At 69.0% G+C, this 22,014-nt stretch carries 17 protein-coding genes; 9 read left to right on the forward strand and 8 right to left on the reverse strand.

The window, feature by feature from the left end:
* Positions 1-4: 4 nt before the first annotated feature.
* Entirely contained in the window at positions 5-1,645 is a 1,641-nt protein-coding gene (locus ACGFH6_RS03065) for a DNA repair helicase XPB (protein ID WP_393380007.1), read from the forward strand.
* A gap of 69 nt (positions 1,646-1,714) precedes the next feature.
* On the opposite strand, the gene ACGFH6_RS03070 is transcribed toward ACGFH6_RS03065, so the two are convergent.
* From ACGFH6_RS03070 to ACGFH6_RS03085, 4 genes are all read right to left on the reverse strand, one after another.
* Positions 1,715-2,602 carry a hypothetical protein gene (locus ACGFH6_RS03070; RefSeq protein ID WP_393380009.1) on the reverse strand — a complete coding sequence of 296 codons (888 nt, stop codon included), beginning with the start codon at positions 2,600-2,602 and terminating at the stop codon, positions 1,715-1,717.
* A 154-nt stretch (positions 2,603-2,756) separates the two neighbouring features.
* Entirely contained in the window at positions 2,757-3,467 is a 711-nt protein-coding gene (locus ACGFH6_RS03075) for a FadR/GntR family transcriptional regulator (protein WP_393380011.1), read from the reverse strand.
* Between the two features lie 25 nt (positions 3,468-3,492).
* Positions 3,493-4,428, reverse strand: a complete 936-nt coding sequence (locus ACGFH6_RS03080; protein WP_393380013.1) for a dihydrodipicolinate synthase family protein — start codon at positions 4,426-4,428, stop codon at positions 3,493-3,495.
* A gap of 14 nt (positions 4,429-4,442) precedes the next feature.
* Positions 4,443-5,519 carry an exo-alpha-sialidase gene (locus ACGFH6_RS03085; RefSeq protein WP_393380014.1) on the reverse strand — a complete coding sequence of 359 codons (1,077 nt, stop codon included), beginning with the start codon at positions 5,517-5,519 and terminating at the stop codon, positions 4,443-4,445.
* 47 nt (positions 5,520-5,566) lie between these two features.
* Between ACGFH6_RS03085 and ACGFH6_RS03090 the strand changes: the two genes are divergently transcribed.
* The 5 genes from ACGFH6_RS03090 to ACGFH6_RS03110 all read left to right on the forward strand — a co-directional run bounded on the left by ACGFH6_RS03090 (position 5,567) and on the right by ACGFH6_RS03110 (position 12,030).
* Positions 5,567-7,189 carry an ABC transporter substrate-binding protein gene (locus ACGFH6_RS03090; protein WP_393380016.1) on the forward strand — a complete coding sequence of 541 codons (1,623 nt, stop codon included), beginning with the start codon at positions 5,567-5,569 and terminating at the stop codon, positions 7,187-7,189.
* Entirely contained in the window at positions 7,190-8,131 is a 942-nt protein-coding gene (locus ACGFH6_RS03095; protein ID WP_393380017.1) for an ABC transporter permease, read from the forward strand. It begins immediately after the preceding gene.
* Complete coding sequence (locus ACGFH6_RS03100) at positions 8,128-9,045, forward strand: carbohydrate ABC transporter permease (RefSeq protein ID WP_393380018.1); 918 nt, start codon at positions 8,128-8,130, stop codon at positions 9,043-9,045. The genes ACGFH6_RS03095 and ACGFH6_RS03100 overlap by 4 nt, the downstream gene beginning before the upstream one ends.
* Positions 9,046-9,168: 123 nt before the next feature.
* On the forward strand, positions 9,169-9,966 hold the full coding sequence (locus ACGFH6_RS03105; protein WP_393380020.1) for a phosphatase PAP2 family protein: 798 nt from the start codon (positions 9,169-9,171) through the stop codon (positions 9,964-9,966).
* A 39-nt stretch (positions 9,967-10,005) separates the two neighbouring features.
* Positions 10,006-12,030, forward strand: a complete 2,025-nt coding sequence (locus ACGFH6_RS03110) for a HelD family protein (RefSeq protein ID WP_393380022.1) — start codon at positions 10,006-10,008, stop codon at positions 12,028-12,030.
* Here ACGFH6_RS03110 and ACGFH6_RS03115 read toward each other — a convergent pair.
* From ACGFH6_RS03115 to ACGFH6_RS03125, 3 genes are read right to left on the reverse strand one after another with little or no spacing between them, the layout of a single operon-like run.
* Entirely contained in the window at positions 12,007-13,425 is a 1,419-nt protein-coding gene (locus ACGFH6_RS03115; RefSeq protein WP_393380023.1) for a hypothetical protein, read from the reverse strand. The genes ACGFH6_RS03110 and ACGFH6_RS03115 overlap by 24 nt on opposite strands.
* Entirely contained in the window at positions 13,422-14,444 is a 1,023-nt protein-coding gene (locus ACGFH6_RS03120) for a hypothetical protein (RefSeq protein ID WP_393380024.1), read from the reverse strand. The genes ACGFH6_RS03115 and ACGFH6_RS03120 overlap by 4 nt, the downstream gene beginning before the upstream one ends.
* Before the next feature lie 34 nt (positions 14,445-14,478).
* Positions 14,479-15,669 (reverse strand): MFS transporter, encoded by a 1,191-nt coding sequence (locus ACGFH6_RS03125; protein ID WP_393380026.1) that lies wholly within the window; start codon positions 15,667-15,669, stop codon positions 14,479-14,481.
* Positions 15,670-15,758: 89 nt separating this feature from the next.
* On the opposite strand from ACGFH6_RS03125, the gene ACGFH6_RS03130 reads away from it, so the two are divergent.
* Entirely contained in the window at positions 15,759-16,070 is a 312-nt protein-coding gene (locus ACGFH6_RS03130) for an ArsR/SmtB family transcription factor (RefSeq protein WP_393380027.1), read from the forward strand.
* 213 nt (positions 16,071-16,283) lie between these two features.
* Positions 16,284-18,545 (forward strand): PQQ-binding-like beta-propeller repeat protein, encoded by a 2,262-nt coding sequence (locus ACGFH6_RS03135; protein ID WP_393380029.1) that lies wholly within the window; start codon positions 16,284-16,286, stop codon positions 18,543-18,545.
* A 4-nt stretch (positions 18,546-18,549) separates the two neighbouring features.
* Here ACGFH6_RS03135 and ACGFH6_RS03140 read toward each other — a convergent pair whose 3' ends face one another.
* The gene (locus tag ACGFH6_RS03140) at positions 18,550-19,416 is read right to left on the reverse strand and encodes a Gfo/Idh/MocA family protein (RefSeq protein WP_393380031.1); all 867 of its coding nucleotides are present in this window, start codon (positions 19,414-19,416) and stop codon (positions 18,550-18,552) included.
* 176 nt (positions 19,417-19,592) lie between these two features.
* Here ACGFH6_RS03140 and ACGFH6_RS03145 point away from each other — a divergent pair, with 176 nt between their 5' ends.
* A complete protein-coding gene (locus ACGFH6_RS03145) occupies positions 19,593-21,974 on the forward strand; it encodes a hypothetical protein (protein WP_393380033.1) in 2,382 nt (793 codons plus the stop codon).
* The last annotated feature ends 40 nt before the right edge of the window (positions 21,975-22,014 follow it).

A 22,014-nucleotide genomic window follows, 5' to 3' on the forward strand; every position in this document is an offset into this window, starting at 1 on the left:
GTGCGTGACGGACGGCCCACTGATCGTGCAGTCGGACAAGACTCTGCTGCTGGAGACTGCGCATCCGGATGCTAGTGACTGCCGGAAGGCTATTGCGCCGTTTTCTGAGTTGGAGCGGGCGCCGGAGCATGTGCACACCTATCGGCTGACGCCGCTGGGGTTGTGGAACGCTCGGGCGGCCGGGCACGACGCCGAGCAGGTGATCGACGTACTGCTGCGCTACAGCCGTTACCCCGTCCCGCACTCGCTGCTGGTGGACATCGCGGAGACGCTGGACAGGTACGGGCGACTGCGGCTGGAGAAGCACCCGCAGCACGGACTGGTGCTGGTGACGACCGACCGGCCGGTCCTGGAGGAGGTGCTCCGCAGTGCCAAGGTCAAGCCCATGCTGGGCGATCGCATCGACGACGACACCGTCCTCGTGCACCCGTCGGAGCGCGGTCACCTCAAGCAGACACTGCTGAAGCTCGGCTGGCCGGCCGAGGACCTCGCCGGGTACGTCGACGGCGAGACGCACAAGATCGAACTGGTCCGTGAGGGCTGGGACATGCGCCCGTACCAGCAGCAGGCCGTCGACTCGTTCTGGCACGGTGGGTCCGGCGTCGTCGTACTCCCCTGTGGCGCCGGCAAGACGATCGTCGGTGCGGCCGCGATGGCGCAGGCGTCCGCGACCACGCTGATCCTGGTCACCAACACGGTGTCCGCGCGGCAGTGGAAGGACGAGCTGATGCGCCGCACCAGCCTCACCGAGGACGAGATCGGCGAGTACTCCGGTGCCCGCAAGGAGATCCGCCCGGTCACCATCGCGACGTACCAGGTGATGACGACGCGCCGGAAGGGTGTGTACTCGCACCTGGAGCTGTTCGACGCGCGCGACTGGGGCCTGATCGTGTACGACGAGGTGCACCTGCTGCCGGCGCCGATCTTCCGGATGACCGCGGACCTGCAGACGCGCCGGCGGATCGGCCTGACCGCGACCCTGGTCCGCGAGGACGGCCGCGAGGGTGACGTGTTCTCGCTCATCGGCCCGAAGCGGTACGACGCGCCGTGGAAGGACATCGAGGCGCAGGGCTGGATCGCGCCGGCCGACTGCGTCGAGGTGCGGGTGGATCTGGAGCAGACCGAGCGGTTCGTGTACGCGACCGCCGAGCCCGAGGACCGCTACCGGCTGGCCGCGTCCACCCCGGCGAAATCCCGGCTGGTACGGCGGATCGCTGAGCACCACTCCGATGAGCCGCTGCTGGTGATCGGGCAGTACATCGACCAGCTGGACGAGCTCGGTGAGCGGCTGGAGTGCCCGGTGATCAAGGGCGAGACGACGGTCCGGGAGCGGCAGCGGCTGTTCGACGCCTTCCGCAAGGGCGAGATCAACCGCCTGGTGGTCAGCAAGGTCGCCAACTTCTCCATCGACCTGCCCGAGGCGTCCGTCGCCATCCAGGTCTCCGGCACCTTCGGCTCCCGCCAGGAGGAGGCCCAGCGCCTGGGCCGCGTCCTCCGCCCCAAGGGCGACGGCCGCACCGCCCGCTTCTACTCCATCGTCGCCCGAGACACCGTCGACGCCGAGTTCGCCGCCCACAGGCAGCGCTTCCTCGCCGAGCAGGGCTACGCCTACACCATCGTCGACGCCGAGAACCTCTTCGCCTGAGGACGTGCAGCTCGACAGGAGGTGTGGTCGGGTTCGTTGAACGAGCGGGCCCGGCACTGCGTCACCAGCTCATACAGCAGGTGACACCTCCTGTCCGGTTGCACAGCCCCGCTGCGCCAACGCGGCGCGGATCGTGGCGACGACCCAGGCCGGATCTCCGATGATGTGCTCGTAGGTGAGCCGAAGCACCAACCACCCAGCCGCCACCAGCTCGTCGTACCGATGGCAGTCCGCGGTGAAGTCCCGCCGGGACCCGTGGAACGCGAAGCTGTCCGCTTCCAGCGCCACCCGGGCCAGGCGATGTCCCAGGTCGACCCGGGCCCGGAACAACCCGTTGGTCACCGTTACCTGCGGTTCGAAGCCGTCGATGCCTTCATCGATGAGAAGCGCCCGCAGCATGGACTCCAGGATGCTGCCGGACAGACCGATCGCAGCGACCGCGGTGCGGCGAGCGTTCGGGCATCCTGGCCCGCGCATCGCGTCGGTGGCGGCGAGGAGCTCTTCGTGGTTCAGGTGTCCAGTGGCCAGCGCCGCGTCGGCGACGGCAAGCGCCTCGCCGAAGGGCAGAACTCGGGCGCAGTCGACGACCGTCCGCAGCAACGAGGTGGTCCGGCTCCGCCGCTCGTCCGCGTCTACAGCCGCCCAGTGCAGAACGGCCGCCGGCCCCGGACGCGGATGGCGGTTCGGCGGGACGGTCACATGCGGCTTCTCCGGCCCCACGAGGAGCGGAAGCTGCCATGCCTTAGCGGCACTCAGATGCGAACGCACGCCGTCATACGCGAGGGCTGCGGCCAAATCCGCCGGCAGCTCTGGTACGGCGTAAATCCCCAGCGCGATCCGCCGTACCTCTCCACGCTCAAGCGCTGCCGCGACAGCCCGGCGCGACGTGAGTCCCGACAGCTCGGCAAAGGTCGCCCACCCACCGAGGCGGGCAAGAACTTCACCGGGTGATTCCACCTGGGGATGGTGCCTGAAGTCGGCCGTGTCATGACGTGGGTTATCCACAGCGGACAGCTCGACAGGAGGTGTCGTCGTCCAGCGAACCGAGGCACGCTCAGCCGACCCGCGACGGGCCCGGAGCAGACGAGATGTCCTGTCGAGCTGTACGGGCCTACTCGCCCAGGCGGGTGTGGATGCCGTTGAAGTGTTTCTTCATGGAGCGGGCGAAGGCTTCGGGGTCTCCGGTTCGCAGGGTGTCGAGGAGATCCCGGTGCCAGGCGGCCGCGTCGGCGGGGGTGTAGCGGGCGCCGGGGAGGCGGGCGTCCACCTGGGCGAAGGTGCGCCAGAAGACTGACAGCAGATCGATGACGAGGGCGTTCCCGAGCGGTTCGTACAACGCCTGGTGGAAGGCCCAGTCCTCGTCCGGGAAGTACTCACCGGACTGGGCCTTGGCCTCCATCCGTTCGACGATCGGCTCCAGAGCGTCGTACCCCTGGGATGTGAAGTACGCGACCACGTCGTCGGCCATGCCAACCTCGATGGCCTGGCGGACCTCCAGGACGTTCTGTACGTCGCGGAGGTCGCCGGCCATCGACTGCGACATCCGGAACGCAAGCCCGTCCTCCAGCGACTGCAGTGACACCTCGCCGACGTACGTCCCGTAGCCGTGCCGGATCTCGATGATCCCGACTGCCTGCAGTGCCTTCATCGCCTCGCGCAACGGGTGGCGGCCGACACCGAGCTGAGCCATCAGCTCCTGCTCGTTGGGTAGCGGGTCACCCGCCTTCAGCCCGCGTTCCAGGATGTACGACTTCATCTGGTCGCGAATGAAGGACTGATTCCCTGCCGCACCGCGTGCCCGGCTGAGCCCACCCGTTGTCACTGCCGGCCTCCTCGTCTAGGACGGATCAGTGTAATCCGGCACGATCCAGAACGGGTCGGATCGCGGCGATCTCCTCGTCGTTCAGCGGGATCGAGGGGAAGGCGGTCAGCGGGCAGTCGATCACCCCGAGCAGGTACAGGGCCGCCTTGAACGCGCCCAACGCTGCCGAACTCGCGCCCATCCGCGAACGGTCCGCCACGGTGATGATCTCGAACAACCGGAAGAGCCGATCCTGCTCCGCCCGAGCCGTCGCCGCGTCACCCGCCGACGCCGCGTCGAACAACCGCACGTACCCGGACGGATCCACGTTCCCCAGCCCCGGTACGACGCCGTCGACGCCGAACGCCAACGCGGAGTCGACCGTCAGCTCGGACCCGGTCATGATCGCGAACCCGGTCAGCCCGGCGTCCCGCCGGTCCAGCACCAACTGCCGCAGGCTGGTCTCCTGGCCACTGGAATCCTTCACTCCGGCGATGATCCCGCGCTCTCCCAACGAGATCATCAACGATGCGGGCAGCTTCGTCCCGACCCGTGGCGGGATGTCGTACGCGTACACCGGGACGTCCCCGGCGATCGTCGCCAGCCGCGTGAAGTGCTGCTCGATCTCGGCCGGATGCGTGGCGGCGTAGAACGGCGCCGTCGCGACCACGGCATCGACGCCGGACTTCAACGCCGCCGACAGATGCGCACCGGCCCGGGCGGTCGAGGTGTCGATGACGCCGGCCAGCACCGGCACCTGCCCGGCCACCTCCGCCACGGTGGTCTCGAGTACCACCTGCCGCTGCTCGTCGGTCAGGAACGTTCCTTCACCGGAGGTACCGAGCACGAACACCCCGTCCACACCCCCGGTCAGCTGGTGCTGGATCAACCGGGCCAACGAGGCCGTGTCGACGTCGTACTCGGGGGTGAACGGGGTGACGAGCGGCGGTACGACGCCGGTCAACTGGGCGGAGTCGGTCAAGGGGTCTCCCAACGTCAAAGGGCGAATGTGGCGAAGCGCAGGGTCGCGAACGACGAGGTCTCACCGGCTTCGTAGAAAATCCCGACCGTGCCGTCGGGCCGCAGCACCAGATCGGAGTACCCGGCCATGCCCGGGTGCACGACCAGACCGGGCCGCCACGACTGACCGGAGTCCGCACTGACGAACACCGTCAGCTCCCGGCGGCTCGACGGGTTCACCGGCGTCGACATCAGCAGGCGGCCGTCGGGCAAGGTGAGGACGCACCCCTGGATCCCCGGCGCCGTGACTTCCGGGATCCCGGCGTACGGCGCATCGAGCGTCGTACCGCCATCGGACGACCACGCGTGGACACGGGCCGGGCCGGTGCCCTGGTGGTTGCGCGCGTTGAAGTACAACCGGCCGTCAGGCAGTTCGGCGACGGCCGTCTCGTTCGCGTTGATCTCCGGTCCGGCGTTGCGATCCACGAAACCGACCGACCAGGTGTGCCCGCCGTCGTCGCTGACGATGCAGTGCCCGCCGTTCAGCCGGATCAGATCGTCGACAGGCTCCGCAGGCACGAAGGAGTGATTGGCCGGTACGACGAGTCGCCCGCTGGTCAGCGCGATCGCGTGGCACGGGCCGGTCGCGTACCAGCCCCAGTCGGACGGCTTGACCTGCGCGGTGATCTCCTCGGTCGGACTCCAGGTCGCGCCGTCGTCCGCGGACCGTTGCACGAACACGCGCCGGCCGGACTCCGGATCGGTGCCGCGGGCAAGCGACATCTCGACCGCGTCGGCGCCGTTCTGCACCGTGACCAGCACGATGTCGCCGCTGGCCGGGTCGATCACCGGCGCCGGGTTGCCGCACGTCTTGCCGGGCACCGCCGAGACGACCTGCAGCGGCAGCCAGGTCCGACCGCCGTCGAGTGAGCGGCGCAGCACGACCTCGATCTCGCCCGCGTCGCCGGATCCGTGCAGCCGTCCCTCGCAGAAGGCGAGCACCAGCTCGCCCCGCGCCAGGACCGACGGGATCCGGAACGTGTGGTAGCCGCTGCCCGCGGGGTCGAAGACGACCGTAGGAGCGATTTCCAGCGCGCCGACTCTTGAAGACATAGGACGTACTATGTCATGGTGTGGCCCTCCGATGGAAGTGAGGCCTCATGCCAGTCAGCAGAAGAAGATTCCTCGGCGGTGGTCTGGCCGCCGCCGCTGTCGCGGTCACCGGTACGCCGCTGCTGGCGGGGTGCGCGTCGGACAAGAAGGGCACCGCCGCCGCCAACCTGGCGGTGAAACTGCCGACCTACACCAGGTACGGCGCGATCAAGCCGGACCTGCCCGGCACCGACGTCGTCCTGGACGGCTTCCTGAGGTACCCGGCCAACCCGGTCAAGGCGATCAGCGAGGTGCCGGGTGACGGCAAGCCGATCACGTTCCTGACCAACATCCCGGGCGCGATCCCGCCGTCGGTGGACAGGAACCAGTTCTGGCAGAAGCTGAACGAACGGCTCGGCTCCGAACTGCAGATCAGCATGGCGTCGAACGACGAGTACAAGGACAAGTTCGCGACCCGGATCGCCGGCGGCGACCTGCCCGACATCATCAACATCCCGGTGGACACCGTGCAGATCCCCGGCCTGGTGAAGGCCAAGTGCATGGATCTGACCGAGCAGTTGTCCGGGGACGCGGTCAACAAATACCCGTTCCTGGCCAACATCCCGACCGAGTACTGGAAGGGCTGCGTGTTCAACGGCGCCATCTACGGCGTCCCGGTGCCGCGCGGCATGTCGCGGACCTCGCTGCCGCTGTACCGCGCGGACCTCCTCGCCGCCAAGGGGATCAAGGATCCGGCGCCGAAGAACTTCCAGGAGTTCTTCGACCTGGCCAAGGAGATGACCGCGGCCAAGGAGAACAAGTGGGCCTGGACCCGGGTACCGCTGTCGACCATCCGGCAGATGCTCGCGATCCCGAACGTCTGGAAGGTGGACGGCGGCAAGTTCACGTCGATGTACGAGCACGACGCGCAACTCGACGCGCTCGAGGCCGGCCGCAAGATGGTCGCCGCCGGCGTGATCAACCCGGACGCGTTCAACGACAAGGCCAGCGCCCGCAAGCAGTGGTTCAACGGCGGCATCGCCACGTTCGACTACGACAGCTTCGTCGCGTGGAACCAGTACTACTCCGACAACACCGCCGGGCCCGCGTTCGCGGTGAACATGCTCGACGTCCCCGGCTTCGACGGCGGCGCGGGCGCGCCCTGGATGGGTGCGGCGCTGAACAACGTCACGTCGTTCAGCAAGAACAGCAAGCACTCGGCCGACACCCTGCTCAAGATCGCGAACTGGATGGCCGCGCCGTTCGGTACCGAGGAGTACCTGTTCCGCAAGTACGGCGTCGCCGGCCGGCACTACACCCTGCAGGGCACCGACCCGGTGCCGACGAAGGTCGGCGTGGTCGAGACCGGCATCGGTGTGCAGTACATCAGCGACTCCGCCCTGGCGCTGTACTGGGCCGGCAAGCCCGACGTACCGCAGAACCAGCACAAGATCCAGACGAAGGTCGCCTCGCGGCTCACGTACGACGCGTCGTACGGGCTGTACTCCGACACCCAGTCGAAGAAGCAGACGCAGCTCGCGAAGACGATGACCGACCTGGAGAACCAGATCGTGCAGGGCAAGAAGCCGGTGTCGGACTGGACGGCGGCCGTGCAGACCTGGCGGTCCTCGGGCGGCGACGCGATGCGCACCGAACTCGAGCAGGCCCACACCGAGGCGGCAGGGAAGTAGATGCTCCAGCGCTCCGCACCGCGATCGCAACAGCTCAGTCTGGGGCGCCGGCTGCTCCGGGACCGGGTGCTGCTGCTGTTCGCACTGCCCGGGATCGCGCTGATCATCGCGTTCCACTACGTGCCGTTGCTCGGCAACGTGATCGCGTTCAAGGACTACCAGCCGTTCCTCGGCATCGGTGGCAGCGACTGGTCCGGCTGGGCGAACTTCGCGGTGATCTTCAACGGCGACCCGGCGTTCCTGCGGGCGCTGAAGAACACGCTGATCCTGACCTGCCTGCAGTCGGTCTTCGTGTTCCCGGCACCGATCCTGCTCGCCCTGCTGCTGAACTCCCTGTTCTCCGAGCGGATCAAGCGGATCGCGCAGAGCATCCTCTACCTGCCGCACTTCATGTCCTGGGTGATCGTGGTCGCGCTGTTCCAGCAGATGCTCGGCGGCAGCGGGTTGCTGAACAACTACCTGCGATCACACGACCTGGGCACGCTGAACATCATCGGGAACTCGGAGTTGTTCCACGTCCTGCTGACCTCGCAGATCATCTGGAAGGACACCGGCTGGGCGACGATTCTCTTCCTGGCCGCGCTGTCCCAGATCGACTCGCAGCTGTACGAGGCGGCCAGCGTGGACGGCGCGAGCCGGATGAAACAGATGTGGCACGTCACCCTGCCGGGGCTGCGCGGGATCATCATCCTGCTGTTCATCCTGCGGCTCGGTGACTCGCTGACGGTCGGCTTCGAGCAGATCATCCTGCAGCAGCAGGCGGTCGGCCGGGATGTCAGTGAGGTCCTCGACACGTACGTCTACAACAACGGCGTACTCGGTGGTGCCTGGGGCGTGGCGGCCGCGGTCGGTCTGGTCAAGGGCCTGGTCGGCGTCGCCCTGGTGCTGGCCGCGAACAAGGTGGCCCACATCTTCGGGGAGCAGGGGGTGTACAGCCGATGACGCAAACGATTGTTCCCCGAACCAGCGCACCCCGGAAGATCGTGCAGGGCGTGCCGATGCCGTCCTGGCCGATGCGGGTGTTCAAGGGCTTGGTCCTGCTGGTGTTCTGCGCGGTGGTGATCATCCCGTTCGTCGGGGTGATCTCGACCAGCGTCGCCCCGAACAAGCAGATCAACGAGTCCGGCGGCCTGGTGCTGTTCCCCGACTCGGTCAACTTCGGCGCCTACGAGTCGCTGTTCGCCGGCGGCGTGGTGACCCAGGCGCTGTTCATCAGCGTCTTCGTCACCGTGGTCGGCACGCTGCTCAGCCTGACCGTGTCGTGTCTGCTCGCCTACGCGTTGTCCCGGCCGGGGTTCGCGGCCGGGCGGCCGATCCTGCTGGTGGTCCTGTTCAGCATGCTGTTCTCGCCCGGCATCATCCCGACGTACCTCGTGGTCAAAGGCGCCGGGCTGCTGGACAGCATCTGGGCCCTGATCGTGCCGACGATGGTGAGCGCGTTCAACGTGATCGTGCTGCGGGCGTTCTTCATGAACCTGCCGAACGAGATCACCGAGAGCGCCCGGATCGACGGCGCGGGTGAGCTGAAGACCTTCGTCCATATCGTGCTGCCGCTGTCCAAGGCGGTGCTGTCGGTGATCGGGTTGTTCTACGCCGTGGCGTACTGGAACGCGTTCTTCTCCGCGCTGCTGTACCTGAACGACAGCAAGCTGTGGCCGTTGCAACTGGTGCTGCGGACGTACGTCATCAACGACACCCAGCTGGGCAGCGCGGAGCTCGGCACCGAACTGCTCCCACCGCAGGCGTCGATCCAGATGGCGATCCTGGTCGTCTCGATCGTGCCGATCCTGATCATCTACCCGTTCCTGCAGCGGCACTTCGCGAAGGGCGTGCTGACCGGCGCCGTGAAGGGATGATCGCAACGGCGTGACGGATGCGTCACGAACGGTCGCCCTGAGCACGGCCAGGGGTTGCCCAGGGCAAACGCCAGGGTTGCGCCTGGGCAAATCCTGAGCAGACGGCAGGTACCGTCGACAGGTATGGGGACGCAGGCGCTGGAGCGGGTGGGACTGGGTGGGGAGAACGAGAACCGGCGATCGGGGACAGGCCCGGTCGTCTGGCGGGTGGTGCGGGAAGCGGTCCTGCTGGCGACCTTGTTTCTCGTCTACAGCGCCGGACGCCAGATCGCGGCCAAACACACCGGCTCCGCGTTCGACCATGCACGCGACGTACTCGCCGTCCAGAACTGGCTGCACCTGCCGAACGAGGCCTCCATCCAGCACGCGGCGCTGAAGCTTCCGCACCTGGTCGAGGGCGCGAATCTGTACTACGCGTCCGTGCACGCACCACTGACGGCCGCCGTACTGCTCTGGCTGAGCATCTGGCGGCCGAAGGCGTACTCCCACGTCCGCTGGACGATCGTGGCCCTGACCGGCCTCGCGCTGGCCGGGCACATGATCTTCCCGCTGGCACCGCCGCGGATGATGCCCGGGTTCGTCGACACCGGGCTCGCGTTCGGTCAGTCCGTGTACGGCGTGGAGCGGTCCGGCGGGATGGCGAACCAGTTCGCCGCGATGCCGAGCCTGCACGTCGGGTGGGCCGCGCTGATCGCGCTCTCGATGATCCTGATCACCCGGACGAAGTGGCGCTGGCTCTGGCTCGCGCACCCGATCATCACGTTCGCGGTGGTCGTGGTGACCGCGAACCACTACTGGCTCGACGGCATCGTCGTCCTGCTCCTGCTCGCCGTCACGCTGCCGCTGCTGCTCCGCCCCGGCCTGCACGACGACAGGCCGAGGGCCCGTAATTCGATTCCCCCACGGCGGGTGCTCAAGTAACGTGGCTGGGCTTCCCCCACCGTTTGCCGGAGGTTCCGCATGCCCCCCGATTCGTCCGACACCCTCCAGGCCGAGAAGGACTACCTGAAGACCTCGCGCGCCGCGCTCGCGCTGATGCGGGAGAAGACCGGCGCGCTGGAGATCCACAGCGCCGACCGGGTCAACGAGGAGTTCCTGAAGGCCGCGATCTGGCGGCGGATGAAGGAACTCGAGGACGACCCTGAGGTGCCGCTGTTCTTCGGCCGGCTGGACTACCTCGAGCCGACCGACGAGACGTTCCACATCGGCCGCCGGCATGTGAACGACGAGCTCGGCGAGCCACTGGTGGTGGACTGGCGGGCGGACATCTCGGTGCCGTTCTACCGGGCCAGCAAGACCGAGCCGATGGGGGTCGGCATCCGGCGGCGATTCGGCTTCACGCATGGCGAGATGACCGCGTTCGAGGACGAGGACCTGACCTCCTCCGCGGCCGCCGAGCAGCACAGCAACATCCTGGACGCCGAGATCGAGCGTCCGCGCTCCGGCCCGATGCGCGACATCGTGGCCACGATCCAGCCGGAGCAGGACGTGATCGTCCGGGCCGGGGTCGAAGACACCATCTGCGTCCAGGGAGCGCCCGGGACCGGGAAGACCGCGGTCGGGCTGCACCGGGCGGCGTACCTGCTCTATGCGTACCGCGATCAGCTCAGCCGGTCCGGTGTGCTCGTGGTCGGGCCGAACGCGAGCTTCCTGCGCTACATCGGCGACGTACTGCCCGCACTGGGCGAGATCGAGGCGAAGCAGACCACCGTCGAGGAGTTGGTCGGACGGGTGCGCGTGGCCGGGCCGGGTCCCGCGGCGGTCGACGTACTCAAGGGCGATGTGCGGATGGCGGAGGTGCTGCACCGGGCGGTGTGGTCGCAGGTGCAGCTGCCGAGGGAGGCGCTGGTCGTGCCGCGCGGCGCGCACCGCTGGCGGGTGGCGACGTACCAGGCGGAGGAGTTGGTCAACGAGCTCCGCACGCGTGGAGTCCGGTACGGCGCCGGCCGGGCGATGCTGCCGCAGCGGCTGGCCCACGCCGTGCTGCTGCGGATGGAGGCGGCGGGCGACTCCCCCGACGACCGGGTGCAGGACGCGGTCGCACGTAGCCGTCCGGTCAAGCAGTACGCCGAGACACTCTGGCCGGCTGTGGACCCAGCCAAGCTGCTCTTCCGGCTCTTCACCGACCCGGCACTGCTGGCCGAGCACGCCGACGGCATCCTGACTCAGGAGGAGCAGGAGCTGCTCCTCTGGGAGAAGGCACCCCGCTCGGCCGGTGCGGCGAAGTGGTCGGTGGCGGACGCCACTCTGATCGACGAGGTGGCCGATCTGGTCGACCGTACGCCGTCACTCGGCCACGTGGTGCTGGACGAGGCGCAGGACCTGTCGGCGATGCAACTGCGGGCCGTCGGGCGTCGCTGCTCGACCGGATCGATGACTGTCCTCGGCGACATCGCGCAGGGCACCACTCCGTGGGCCACACCGTCCTGGGACGAGGCACTGAAGCACCTGGGCAAGTCCGGCGCCCACACCGAGGAACTGACCGCCGGCTTCCGCGTCCCCGGTCAGGTGATCGAGTACGCCGCCCGCCTGCTCCCGTCGATCGCGCCACACCTCACGCCGCCGACAGCCGTACGACGTGCGCGCGGTGAGCTCACCATCACCCGCGTGCCGGACAGTCTGGCCGCGGCCATGGACACAGTCGCCGATGTGTCGACCCGGCTCGGTTCGATCGGTCTGATCGTGCCGGATGCGCTGGTGCCGGCCACCCGCAAGGCCCTGCTGGCTTTGCAGATCCCGTTCTCCGTGCTCGGCGACGAGGACGATGCCGACGCGCATCTGGACGTCGTACCGGCGTCACTGGCCAAGGGTCTCGAGTTCGACCACGTGGTCCTGGTCGAACCGGCCGGCATCGTTGCCGGCGAGGCCGACGAGCGCACCGGTCTGCGCCGCCTCTACGTCTGCCTCACCCGTGCGGTCACCTCATTGGCCGTACTGCACAGCCAGGACATGCCGGCAGTCCTAGAAACCGCGGGAGCCGCCTGAGCGCCTCGACGAGCGCCGGGAGGACCCGCCACCGCTCGAGCGCGTGCGGGACGACCAGGAGCTGCGACGACGCCGGCTACTGGAATCGCTGGACCAGCTGTCGCTGTCAGAAGAGCCCGAGGACGCCGACCAGGAGCTGACCGAGCTCCCGACGTCGGAGCTCCACCTTCCTAGGCGAGCACCCGGACGACGAGAGCGCCAGCGTGCCCGCATCCGGTCCCTCGTCCGGCGGGCGTCGTCGTCGGGGAACCACCACTGGCGCTCGTCGCCCTGCGACCAATAGCCGTCGATGTACGCCGACATCTTCTCCCCGACCATCCAGTACGGCCGCAGGTTGCCGCTCCACTGTTCGACCATCCGGACCTGCGGCTCCTGCCCGGCCACGGCCCGCTCCTTGCAGGCCGCACAGACCTGGACCTCGCGGACCGCTCCACGCTCCGGCTGCCACTCGACGGACGCCGTACTCGGGCCGTGCCGCGGGTCGAAGAAACAAGGCGGTGTCGGCTCCGGGATCGACTTGCCCGCGCGCACCGCGTCCAGACACACCAGTCCGTACCGCGCCGAGCCGAGCAGCGTCGTCACGGCCTGGACATCGTCATCACCCTCGGCCTCGTCCAGCCGGTGCCGCGCCTTCTCGACCGCGTCCAGCACATCCTTGGACAGCTTGGACTGCTGCGGGTCGGACGTGGTCGGCAGGTCGGACACCTGCTGCGACAGCGCGATGATCTCCTCGTTCAGCAGCGGCTTGGTGAGTTCCAGGTGCTCCTTCTCGTCCTTGCGGCGAGCCCGGCGGGCCCCGAGTGCCGACAGCCCCCACCAGAGCCCGGCCAGTCCGGCCGCTCCACCGGCGTACGGCGCTGCGTCGATGTAGAACGGCTTGTCGACCTGCTGAGCCCGCTCGATGAACTTGGCCAGCATGTCCTCGTAGTCCGGCGCGCAGCAGTCGACGGCCTGGTTCACCGCGTCTTCCACGTGGTACGTCGGCCCGTGGTCAGCCCGCTGTACGGCGTGGAACCCACGGCCGTCAGACTCCGACGACGCGTCCACCAGGACGGCGTACACACCTTCGACACCGACGCGGTCGTACAGCTGGTCCGCGATCTCCTCGCCCTCCCAGGCCAGGTTCACGGAAAAGCCGCTCTCCGAGATGTTGATCTTCTCCGCCGGGATGACAGCGATCCGGATCGGTGCCGCGGCACTCTTGGCCGCCGCGTCGAGCTGCGACGCCTCAGCCGGCGACAGCTCCCTCACGTCCGGGTCGACCCAGATGCCGGTGTCGCCGAGGTGACCGGCCACGGTGCTCATGTAGCCGTCAGGGTCCTCGGCCGCGTGCGCGGGTAGCGCGGGCAGGACCGAGGCAGCGACCAGCGCGAACGCTCCCAGCAGACGTTTCATCGTGAGTCTCCCGAGAGGCGGTCCCGGCAGGCGGCACAGACCGGGACCTCGCGGGACCGGCCACCGGGTGGCTTGTACATCCAGTCCGTCACAGAGATCCCGTGACCTGGGTCGAAGAAGCAGAGTGCTCGCCAGGGCGGCGCGATCTTCCCAGCGATCCGCGCTTGTGCGCAGGCCAGCCGCCAGCGGCCGTAGCCGACCGTGGCACGCACCCCACGCAGCTGTTCGTCGTCGGGCTTGCCGTCGACCACGCGGCCGGCGGCGGCGTACGCGTCCATCGCGGCCTGCACGTCTGCGGTGGTCGCTGTGCCGTCTCCATGGCCATCCAGACGCACGTCCGCCGCATCCAGTTCCTCCCCGAAGCGGGTGACGTCCTCCCGCGCCAGCCGTCTACGCTCCTCCACCGTGTCCGCCTCGTCCGGCAGGACGTCGTACGACGGCCGGTACAACGCGGGGCCTTCGTCCTTGCCCGGCCGGGACCTCCACCAGCGCAGTGCGAAGCCACCGGCGATCAGTACGACGAGGACGATGACCGACGGCCAGAGCCAGCCGGGCGGACCACTCGGCGCCTTGGGTGCGCCGAGCTGGTCCAGCACTCCGTTGAGCGTGCCGACCGGATCGGACCGGCTGTGCTTGCCCAGTTCGTCGGTCAGGATGCTCGCGATCGGGGTGTCGACGCCGACCGCGCTCCCCCAGGTGATCAGCCCGCCGAACACGATCACGTAGATCCCGTCCGCCGACTGCTTGTCGACGACCGAGTCCAGGAACGCCCGGGCCGAGTCCTGCTTGTCCCGTCGGCCGTCGTTGAGCGCCTCCGCCGGGAGTACGGCGATCCGGATGGCCGGGCTGTGGTCCTTGACCCGCTCGGCCAGCTTCGCGGCCTCGTCATCCGGGACCAGTGCGCGCTGCGACGAATCGACGTACACGGGTGATGTGCGCCAGCCTTCGACGACCGCTGCGGGGTCACTGGAGCCCGACACTGTGGACGTGAGCAGCAGGAGGGCGGCCAGAAAACGCATGGCCGCTATCCTGCTCTATCCCGGGTGCGAACCGTCAGTCGGTCGCGGTGACCGGGACGCAGTCCTCTTCGGGCTCCAGGTGCTCGATCTCCTCCAGCTCCGGGTCGCGCCGCAGGGTGAACACCAGGCCGAGCACGATCAGCGTCAGTACGGCGGACAGTGGCGGCAGGAAACGCAGACCGGCCATGTCGATGACCAGACCGCCGACTACCGCGGCCAGTCCGGCACCCAGGTAGATCGCAGAGGCGTTGAGCGAGATCAGCAGGCCGCCACCGAGCTCCAGCAACAGGTTCTGGATCGGCGGGTTGAACGCCCAGGTGAACAGGCCCAGGACGAACAGAGCCGCTGCGGCTCCACCGATCGAGTTCGCGGTGAGGTCGAGTGTGGCGACGACGGCGATGATGCCGACCAGCAGCACGATCAGCGTGCGGATGCTGCCGAACCGATCCGTGGCCCGGCCACCGATCACGTTGCCCAGTACGCCGCCGACGCCGTACAGGAGCAGCAGGATGCTGGTGGCGTTGCCGGCCAGGCCCGCGGTCTCCTTCAGGAACGGGACGATGTAGATGTAGACGCTCAGGGCGGCCAGCACGGCCAGGATCGTGATGGCCAGTACGGTCTGCACGCGCCGGTCGGTGACACCGGCGAACCGCTCGCGGAGTCCGACCTGTGGGGGCGCGTCGACCTTCGGGAGTGCGGCACGCTCGACGATGGCGACCAGTACGGCGACGACAGTGATGAGGGCGAAGACACCCTTGTAGCCGAGTGTCGGGCCCAGGAAACTGCCGGTCGGCACTCCGAGGACCAGAGCGAAGGTGAGGCCGCCGAACACGATGGCGACGGCTCTGCCGCGCTCCTCCGGTGGCAGCAGACCGGTGGCGAACAGAGTGGCGGCCGGCGTGTACATGGCGGCGCCGAACGCGGCCACCACCCGGCCGACGATCAGCACGGGGTAGTTGGTGGCGACGGTGGCGATCAGGTTGCCCAGCGCGGCCAGGACGAGCGCGGCGATGAGCAGAGTACGGCGCTCCCACCGGCCGGTCAGCGTGGACAGGATCGGCGCACCTACGGCGTACGCGAGGGAGAACGCGGTGGCGAGCTGGCCAGCGGCGGTCAGGGAGACATGAAGCTCGGAACTGACGTCAGGCAGCACACCGGACACGACGTACGCGCTGGTGCCGACCGCGAACGCGCCGGCGCCGAGCAGGTAGATCCGTGCGGACATCGAGGACCTTCCGGACGAGGGTTTCTTATTTCGACCGATATCGTACTACGAAGATCATCGAACTTCGATGGGCGTCGTATCATGGACACATGACGAGGAAGGCGCTCCCGCAGCCGGAGCGCGACGAGATCCGGGTCGAGTCGGTCCTGCAGGCCCTCGGCGAGCCGGTGCGGCTGCAGATCATCCGCGCCCTCGCGGACGCCCCCGAAGGCATCGCCTGCGGCGAGATCGAGCTCCCGGTCACCGCCTCCACCCGCGCCCACCACCTGCGCATCCTGCGCGAGGCCGGCGTCCTGTCCACCCACACCGAAGGCACCCGCCGCATCAGCACCCTCCGCCGCGAAGACCTCGAGACCCTCTACCCCGGCCTCCTGACCGGCATCCTCACCGCCCGCCGCTAACCACCGGCGGCTGCGCCGGCCACGCCGGCAGCTCCGTCGAGCCGGACCGGGTCGCCCCGGCCGTCGCCTCCTACTCGACGGGCGGCGGCTCCTCTCACCACCTCTCGCACGCCAGAGCGGGGCCTTCCGCGGACTGGGACTGGGCTGGAAACGTGAGGTCTTGGTGGGGAGATCGAGCGTTTGCTGTGGAGGTGGGGCTGGCAGACTGTGGCAGTGGTGGAGCTTCGTGGGCGGTGGAACGAGCTGGTGCCCGGCTCGGCATCGTTGGCGGACGAGCTGGTCGGCAGGTACGTCGAGCGCACCCGCCGCGCCTATCGCGACCAGTACCTCGAGATCGTCCTGACCGCCCTCGACTCACTCATCCAACTGTCCACCGACCCCACCTCGGTCCGCCTGGCCGCCTGGTTCCACCGCGCCGTCCACGAACCCGGCGGCACCCCGGCCGAGGACGCCGAGGCCTCCGCCCGCCTGGCCGAGCACCTCCTCCCGAGGTACGGCGTACCGCCGATCCGCATCGCCGAAGTCGCCCGCCTGATCCGCCTCACCGGCGACCTCGTCGCTCCCCCGCCCGACTCCTACGCGCCACCCCGCCGCGACGCGAACGGCGACGTACTGCTCGACGCCGTCAACGCGGTCCTCGCCTCCGACCCCAGCCGGTACGCCGTCCACACCGCAGAGGTACGACGAGACGCCGGCGACCGGAAGGTTGCGCTGGAACGGCGGTACGACGAGGTCCGCGAACTCCTCGACGGCCACCTCTACCGGACTCAACTGGCCAGGCAACGCCTCGGCCCGGTCGCCCGCGTCAACCTCGAGACAGAGCTGGCCGGACTCGACAGCGAGCTACCCGCACCGTGGCGTGGCTGGCAACAAGCAGCACTCACCGCCACAGCCACCTTCACCGCAGTCGGAGCCGCGGTCGCCTCCATCGCCGCATCGGGCGCGTCCTGGCAAGTCCCGGCCGCAAAGGACGAGGCCGGCTGGCCCCCCGTCGTACTGGCCGTGGTCGCGTTCTTCAGCGCACCAGTGCTGTTCCGCTGCGCCCGCAGCGTCAGCCAGCGCTCACGCCTCACCGCAGGCGCAATCCTGGCGGCCGCCGTGACCGGTCTGCTTGTCGCCTGGGCCCGAGTCCCCAGCATCAACCCGGCCGTCGGTGTCGGCCTCAGGGTGCCCCTGCTCATCTCCGCTCTGATCCTGCTGCTCGTGGCCGGCACGGCAGCACTTGTCGCTTCGCTCCTCCGCACTCGGACAGCCCGCTTCCTGCCCCCGCGCAACCTCGGACAGCAGCTCGCGTGGCTCGCCGTACCAGGGGTGATCGCACTCATCCTCCTGCTGATCATCCAGCCGCTGGCACGCAACTACGTGATGACCTCCAACGAGCGAGTGGACGGTCCGCGCGAGCCAGCCGGCCAGGCGTCAGCGTCCACCCTCGACGGTTCCGTCGCCTGGGTCAGCAAGTCGCTGCTCGGGTCCGGCGCGGAGGAGGCGATCGGCACCAGGTACGGCATCGCCATCCCACGGCAGAGCGGCGTGGTCGAGATGCTGGACGCCGCCACCGGGGAACTGCGCTGGCGCTACAGCCGCTCCGACTCCGACGAGAAGCCCAACATCACGGCGACCGGGAACGGCGACTACGTGCTCGCCGAGTTCGCCGACATCGGCTACCTCCTGCTCGACGCAAACACCGGTCGCCGCAAGGCCACCTGGCCCGGGGGCACCCGCGACCACCTGATCCAGCAGTCCGAACCGCTGCTGACCGGCGAGCACGTCGCCCGGGGCTCTGACAAGCTCCACGGTGTCGACCCGGACGGCCACCAGCGCTGGACGTTCGAGCCGGGCAACTGCACCGACATCGGCGCGGTCGCGACCATGGACACTGTCGTCGCGTTCCTCGGCCACAGCTGCGGCAACGAGAGTGACGAGATGACCGGCTTCGATCTGAAGTCCGGCAAGAAGCTGTGGTCCAAGCCGTCGACCGACATGTACCGGCGTCCGGTGGTCGTCGCCGGACTGGTCGTCGTCGCCGAGCCCGCCGGGGACTCCGACGTACCCGAGGCTCTGACTGCCATCGACCCACGCTCCGGCGAAATCAAGTGGCGCTGGCCGGTGCCACGGACCTGGGCCTGCCGGACGCTCCTCAACCCAGCCGGCCGGTACCTGGTCGTCGTGGACTGCCCCGGCCCGAGCACGCAGGAGAACCGCAGGACCGTCGTCACCGCCATCGACGCCGGCACCGGGGAGACCGCCTGGCAGATGACCGCACCGGTCAGCCCGAGGGTGAAGGTCACCGTCACCGCGGACGCCCGGGTGATCTCCCTCGGCCGCGGCGTGGGCGGCTGTCAGGCCAACGTGATCAGCCGGCTCGGCTTCCGTCAGGTCCGCCTCCCGACCGGCATCTCCTGCAGCCGCGACGCCCGCGCCATCGGCAACCTCGTCCTCACCTCAGGCAACAACACCGTCATCGCCCTGCGCTGACCGGCTAGCGGGCGAGTTGGGCTTGGGCGGACGCGAGGAGCTCGACTACGCGGACTCCGAAGGCGACGTCGACCGGGTGCGACTCTCCTGACTCCGCGGCTTGGACCAGCTCCTCGACTGCCACCTGGTACACCTCCACCGGTGGTGTGTACCTCTCCGGCATGACCGCCGTACTGGACTCTCCCCAGACGGCTGTTTCGAAGCTGGAGCCGGACGGTGGGGCGGACAGCGTCAGGCTGGCGGTGCTCGTCGCGCCGGATTCGTGCGTGACGACCAGATGGACCAGCCCGCCCGCGCCGCCGACAGCACTCAGCTCGACGATCGGCCCGAGCAGTGCGCTCAGGTTGGACAGTGCGTGCGGTCCGACGTCCCAGAGCGCGCCGCGCTCCTCACGCCGCCACGGCGACTCGGCGTTCGGGTCCATCGCCGCCAGCATGCGGGCCCAGCCGCCCTTCCAGCCTTCCTGAGCCTGCACCTCGGCGAAGAACTGCCGCATGATCGGATCGAAACGGCCGGTGAAGAACACCAGAGTCGCGATCCCCTCGTCGGCCGCTTCGCCAGCGAGCGCCCGGGCGTCGTCGAGCGAGTCGGCCACCGGCTTGTCCAGCAGCAGATGCTTGCCGACGGCAGCGGCCTCGAGCGCCATCGACACCTGCACCTTCGGCGGTACGGCGAACGCGACCGCATCCACTGTCTCCAGTAACTCCGCGTAGTCGCCGTACGCCGGAACCTCCAGCTCGGCCGCGAACTCGGCGGTTTTCGCCGCGTCCCGGCCCCAGACGCCGGCCAGTTCGGCCCCGGAGGCGGCTCGCAGCCCTGGTCCGTGCGCCAGACGAGCCCAGGGACCGGTGCCGACGAGACCGAACCGCATAGTGTCCTCCCGAACCGGAAATGTGACCTGCACCGCAATTTCATCGGTGAGATTCGATGCCTGACGCACCCATCGAAGCGGTCAGGTGACGAGCCGATATCGCTTTGGCCACGACCCTATCCGGGAACCCCGGATCGGTCGGCCGAGGCCTCCACCGAGTGCGAGACTCCTTAGCCATGGACCTGCGCGACCAGTGGAATCGCCTGCTGCCGCACGCGCAGCCGTTGGGCGACGATCTGCTGGCTCGTTACGCAGAGCAACACCGTCATTATCATGACCAGAGGCACCTGACCGAGGTGCTGCAGACCGTCGACATCCTGGCCGGCGCCGCGGATGACCCGGACACGGTCCGGCTCGCGGCGTGGTTCCATGACGCGATCTACGACCCGCAGGCCGACCCCGGCGAGAACGAGGAGGTCTCGGCCCAGCTGGCCGAGCTCGAACTGGCCGCGTACGGCGTCGACGCCGAGCGGGTCGAGGAGGTCGGCCGGCTGATCCGGCTCACCGCCAAGCACGACTGCGAGCCGGACGACGCCAACGGCGCCGTCCTGTGCGACGCCGACCTGCGCATCCTGAGCATGTCGCCGCAGCGGTACGACGAGTACGCCGAGGGCATCCGGCAGGAGTACGGGCACATCGGCGACCGGGACTTCGCCCGCGGCCGGATGTCGTTCCTGCAGAGCCTGGCCGAGACCCGGCTGTACGCGACCGACCGCGGCCACACCGACTGGGAGCAGACTGCCCGGGAGAACCTCCATCGGGAGGTCGAGTCGTTGGGCCCTAAGGCGGCCCGGCCGATCGGCGGGTTGATCCCGATCGTGTACTTCGGTGCTGCCCTCGGAGTCATCGTCGCCGCCTCGGTCCTGCTCGGCCGTGGCCTGGGCGCGGCCGCCAAGTGGCCGGCCGGTCCGGACGACGTCACCGGCTTCCCGGTCTGGACACCGATCGCGGGTACGGCGCTCGCCGCCGGACTGTCGTGTGCATGGTTCCGGCGGACGCAGCAGCGTTTCGTCACTGTCCCGGCTCTGGTCTTCGGAGTGGTCGGGGTGATCGCCGTCGGCATCTGCTGGTGGCGTTGGCCCGCCGCACAGCCCGGTGCGGCGATGTCGGAGCGCTGGCCGTACCTGATGCTCGCGTCCGCCGCGCTGGTGGTCGCCGGTGCGCTGCTGGCCTTGGCGAGACGTCTGCGGCGTGCGCCGCCGTACTCACAAGCTCCACCGCGACTGCTCGGCATCGGTGCGACCGTGGTGTGTGGCGCGATGCTGGCCTGGATCGTGGTGTCGGCCGGCGAGCCGTTCGTGCAGGCCCGGCTGGAGACCGCCAACACGGTCAGCACGACGACTACGACCAAGCCCGACCAGATGCCGGTGCAGCTCGACGGAACCCTCGCCTGGAGCCGTGAGGTCCCGGCAGCCGGTGCCATCGCCGGTACGGCGGGCGGCATCGCCGAACTGCGGCCGGACGGCGTGGTCATGTCCGACGCCACCACTGGCCAGATCCGGTGGCGGTACTCGCGGGCCGACGTCAACGACGCCGCCTCCAGCGGTTCCAAGGGGCTCCTGATCTCCGGCGACGGGCGGATCATCGCCGCGCATCTCCCGTACGCCGGCAACCGTGCACCGGCGGGCATCGACCTGCCGACATACGCCGTACTCGACGCGGTCAGCGGAGAGGTGCTCACCGAGGTCCACACAGACGGCGTGGCTCTCGCGGTCGACGCGAACCAGTTGCTGGTGGCGGAGGGGAACTACGTCGTGGCCCACGGCGTGAGCGGTCCGACGCACTGGCGCTCGCAACTGCGGTGCAACGTGACGCAGGGCGAGCTCATCGGCGACCTGGCTGTGGTCGTGGACGCGTGCGGTGGGAACGGTGCCGTCGTACGCGGACTGGACCTGAAGGACGGCGACCAGCGGTGGGAGGTCGACCTGGGTCTCCGGTTCGACCTGAGTGCCGAGCTGGACCCGACCACCTGGGTCGGCGACCTGGTCGCCGTACCGGACACGCGTGAGGTCTCCGGACTGATCTGGACCGGCGCTGCGGGCGGCACGCTCTTCCAATGGTCCGTCGACGTCGGCGAGGGCCGCGTCATCTGGACGACTCCAGTACCCGGTACGCCGCGGCCTCGGCTCGGGCCGGCCTCGTGCGACGCACAGCTCGCCGCCACCCATGCGTCGCTGGTGCTGATCACCTGCCGGAACGCGACCGACCCCGGCCAGCCTCAGACGTACGACGTGTCCGCGGTGAGCCCGGCGGACGGCACACCGCAGTGGCACCACCTCCTGCAGGTCCCGCCCAGGCTGCAGCAGCCGGAGTACCCGCTTGACGGCTTCGGACTGCTCCCGGACGGGCGTGTCGTCACGCTGATGCCGCAGCCGAACGGCAGTTGCTCCCCCGTCCTGATCGGCACCACCGGCGTCCAGCCCCGCCCGATCCTGGCGGGCCCCACCGCAACCTCGGTCGCCGCCTCCGAAGAGGTCACCTGCAACAAACCAGCCGTCACCGTAGCCGGCGCCCGCCCCGCCTTCTCCGACGGCACCCGCCTCTTCGCCCTCAACTAAACCCCCCGGGAATTCTGTTGCCCGGGGCAGCGTTCCTGTC

It is taken from the genome of Kribbella sp. NPDC049227, from assembly GCF_043197265.1.
Lineage (GTDB): Bacteria > Actinomycetota > Actinomycetes > Propionibacteriales > Kribbellaceae > Kribbella.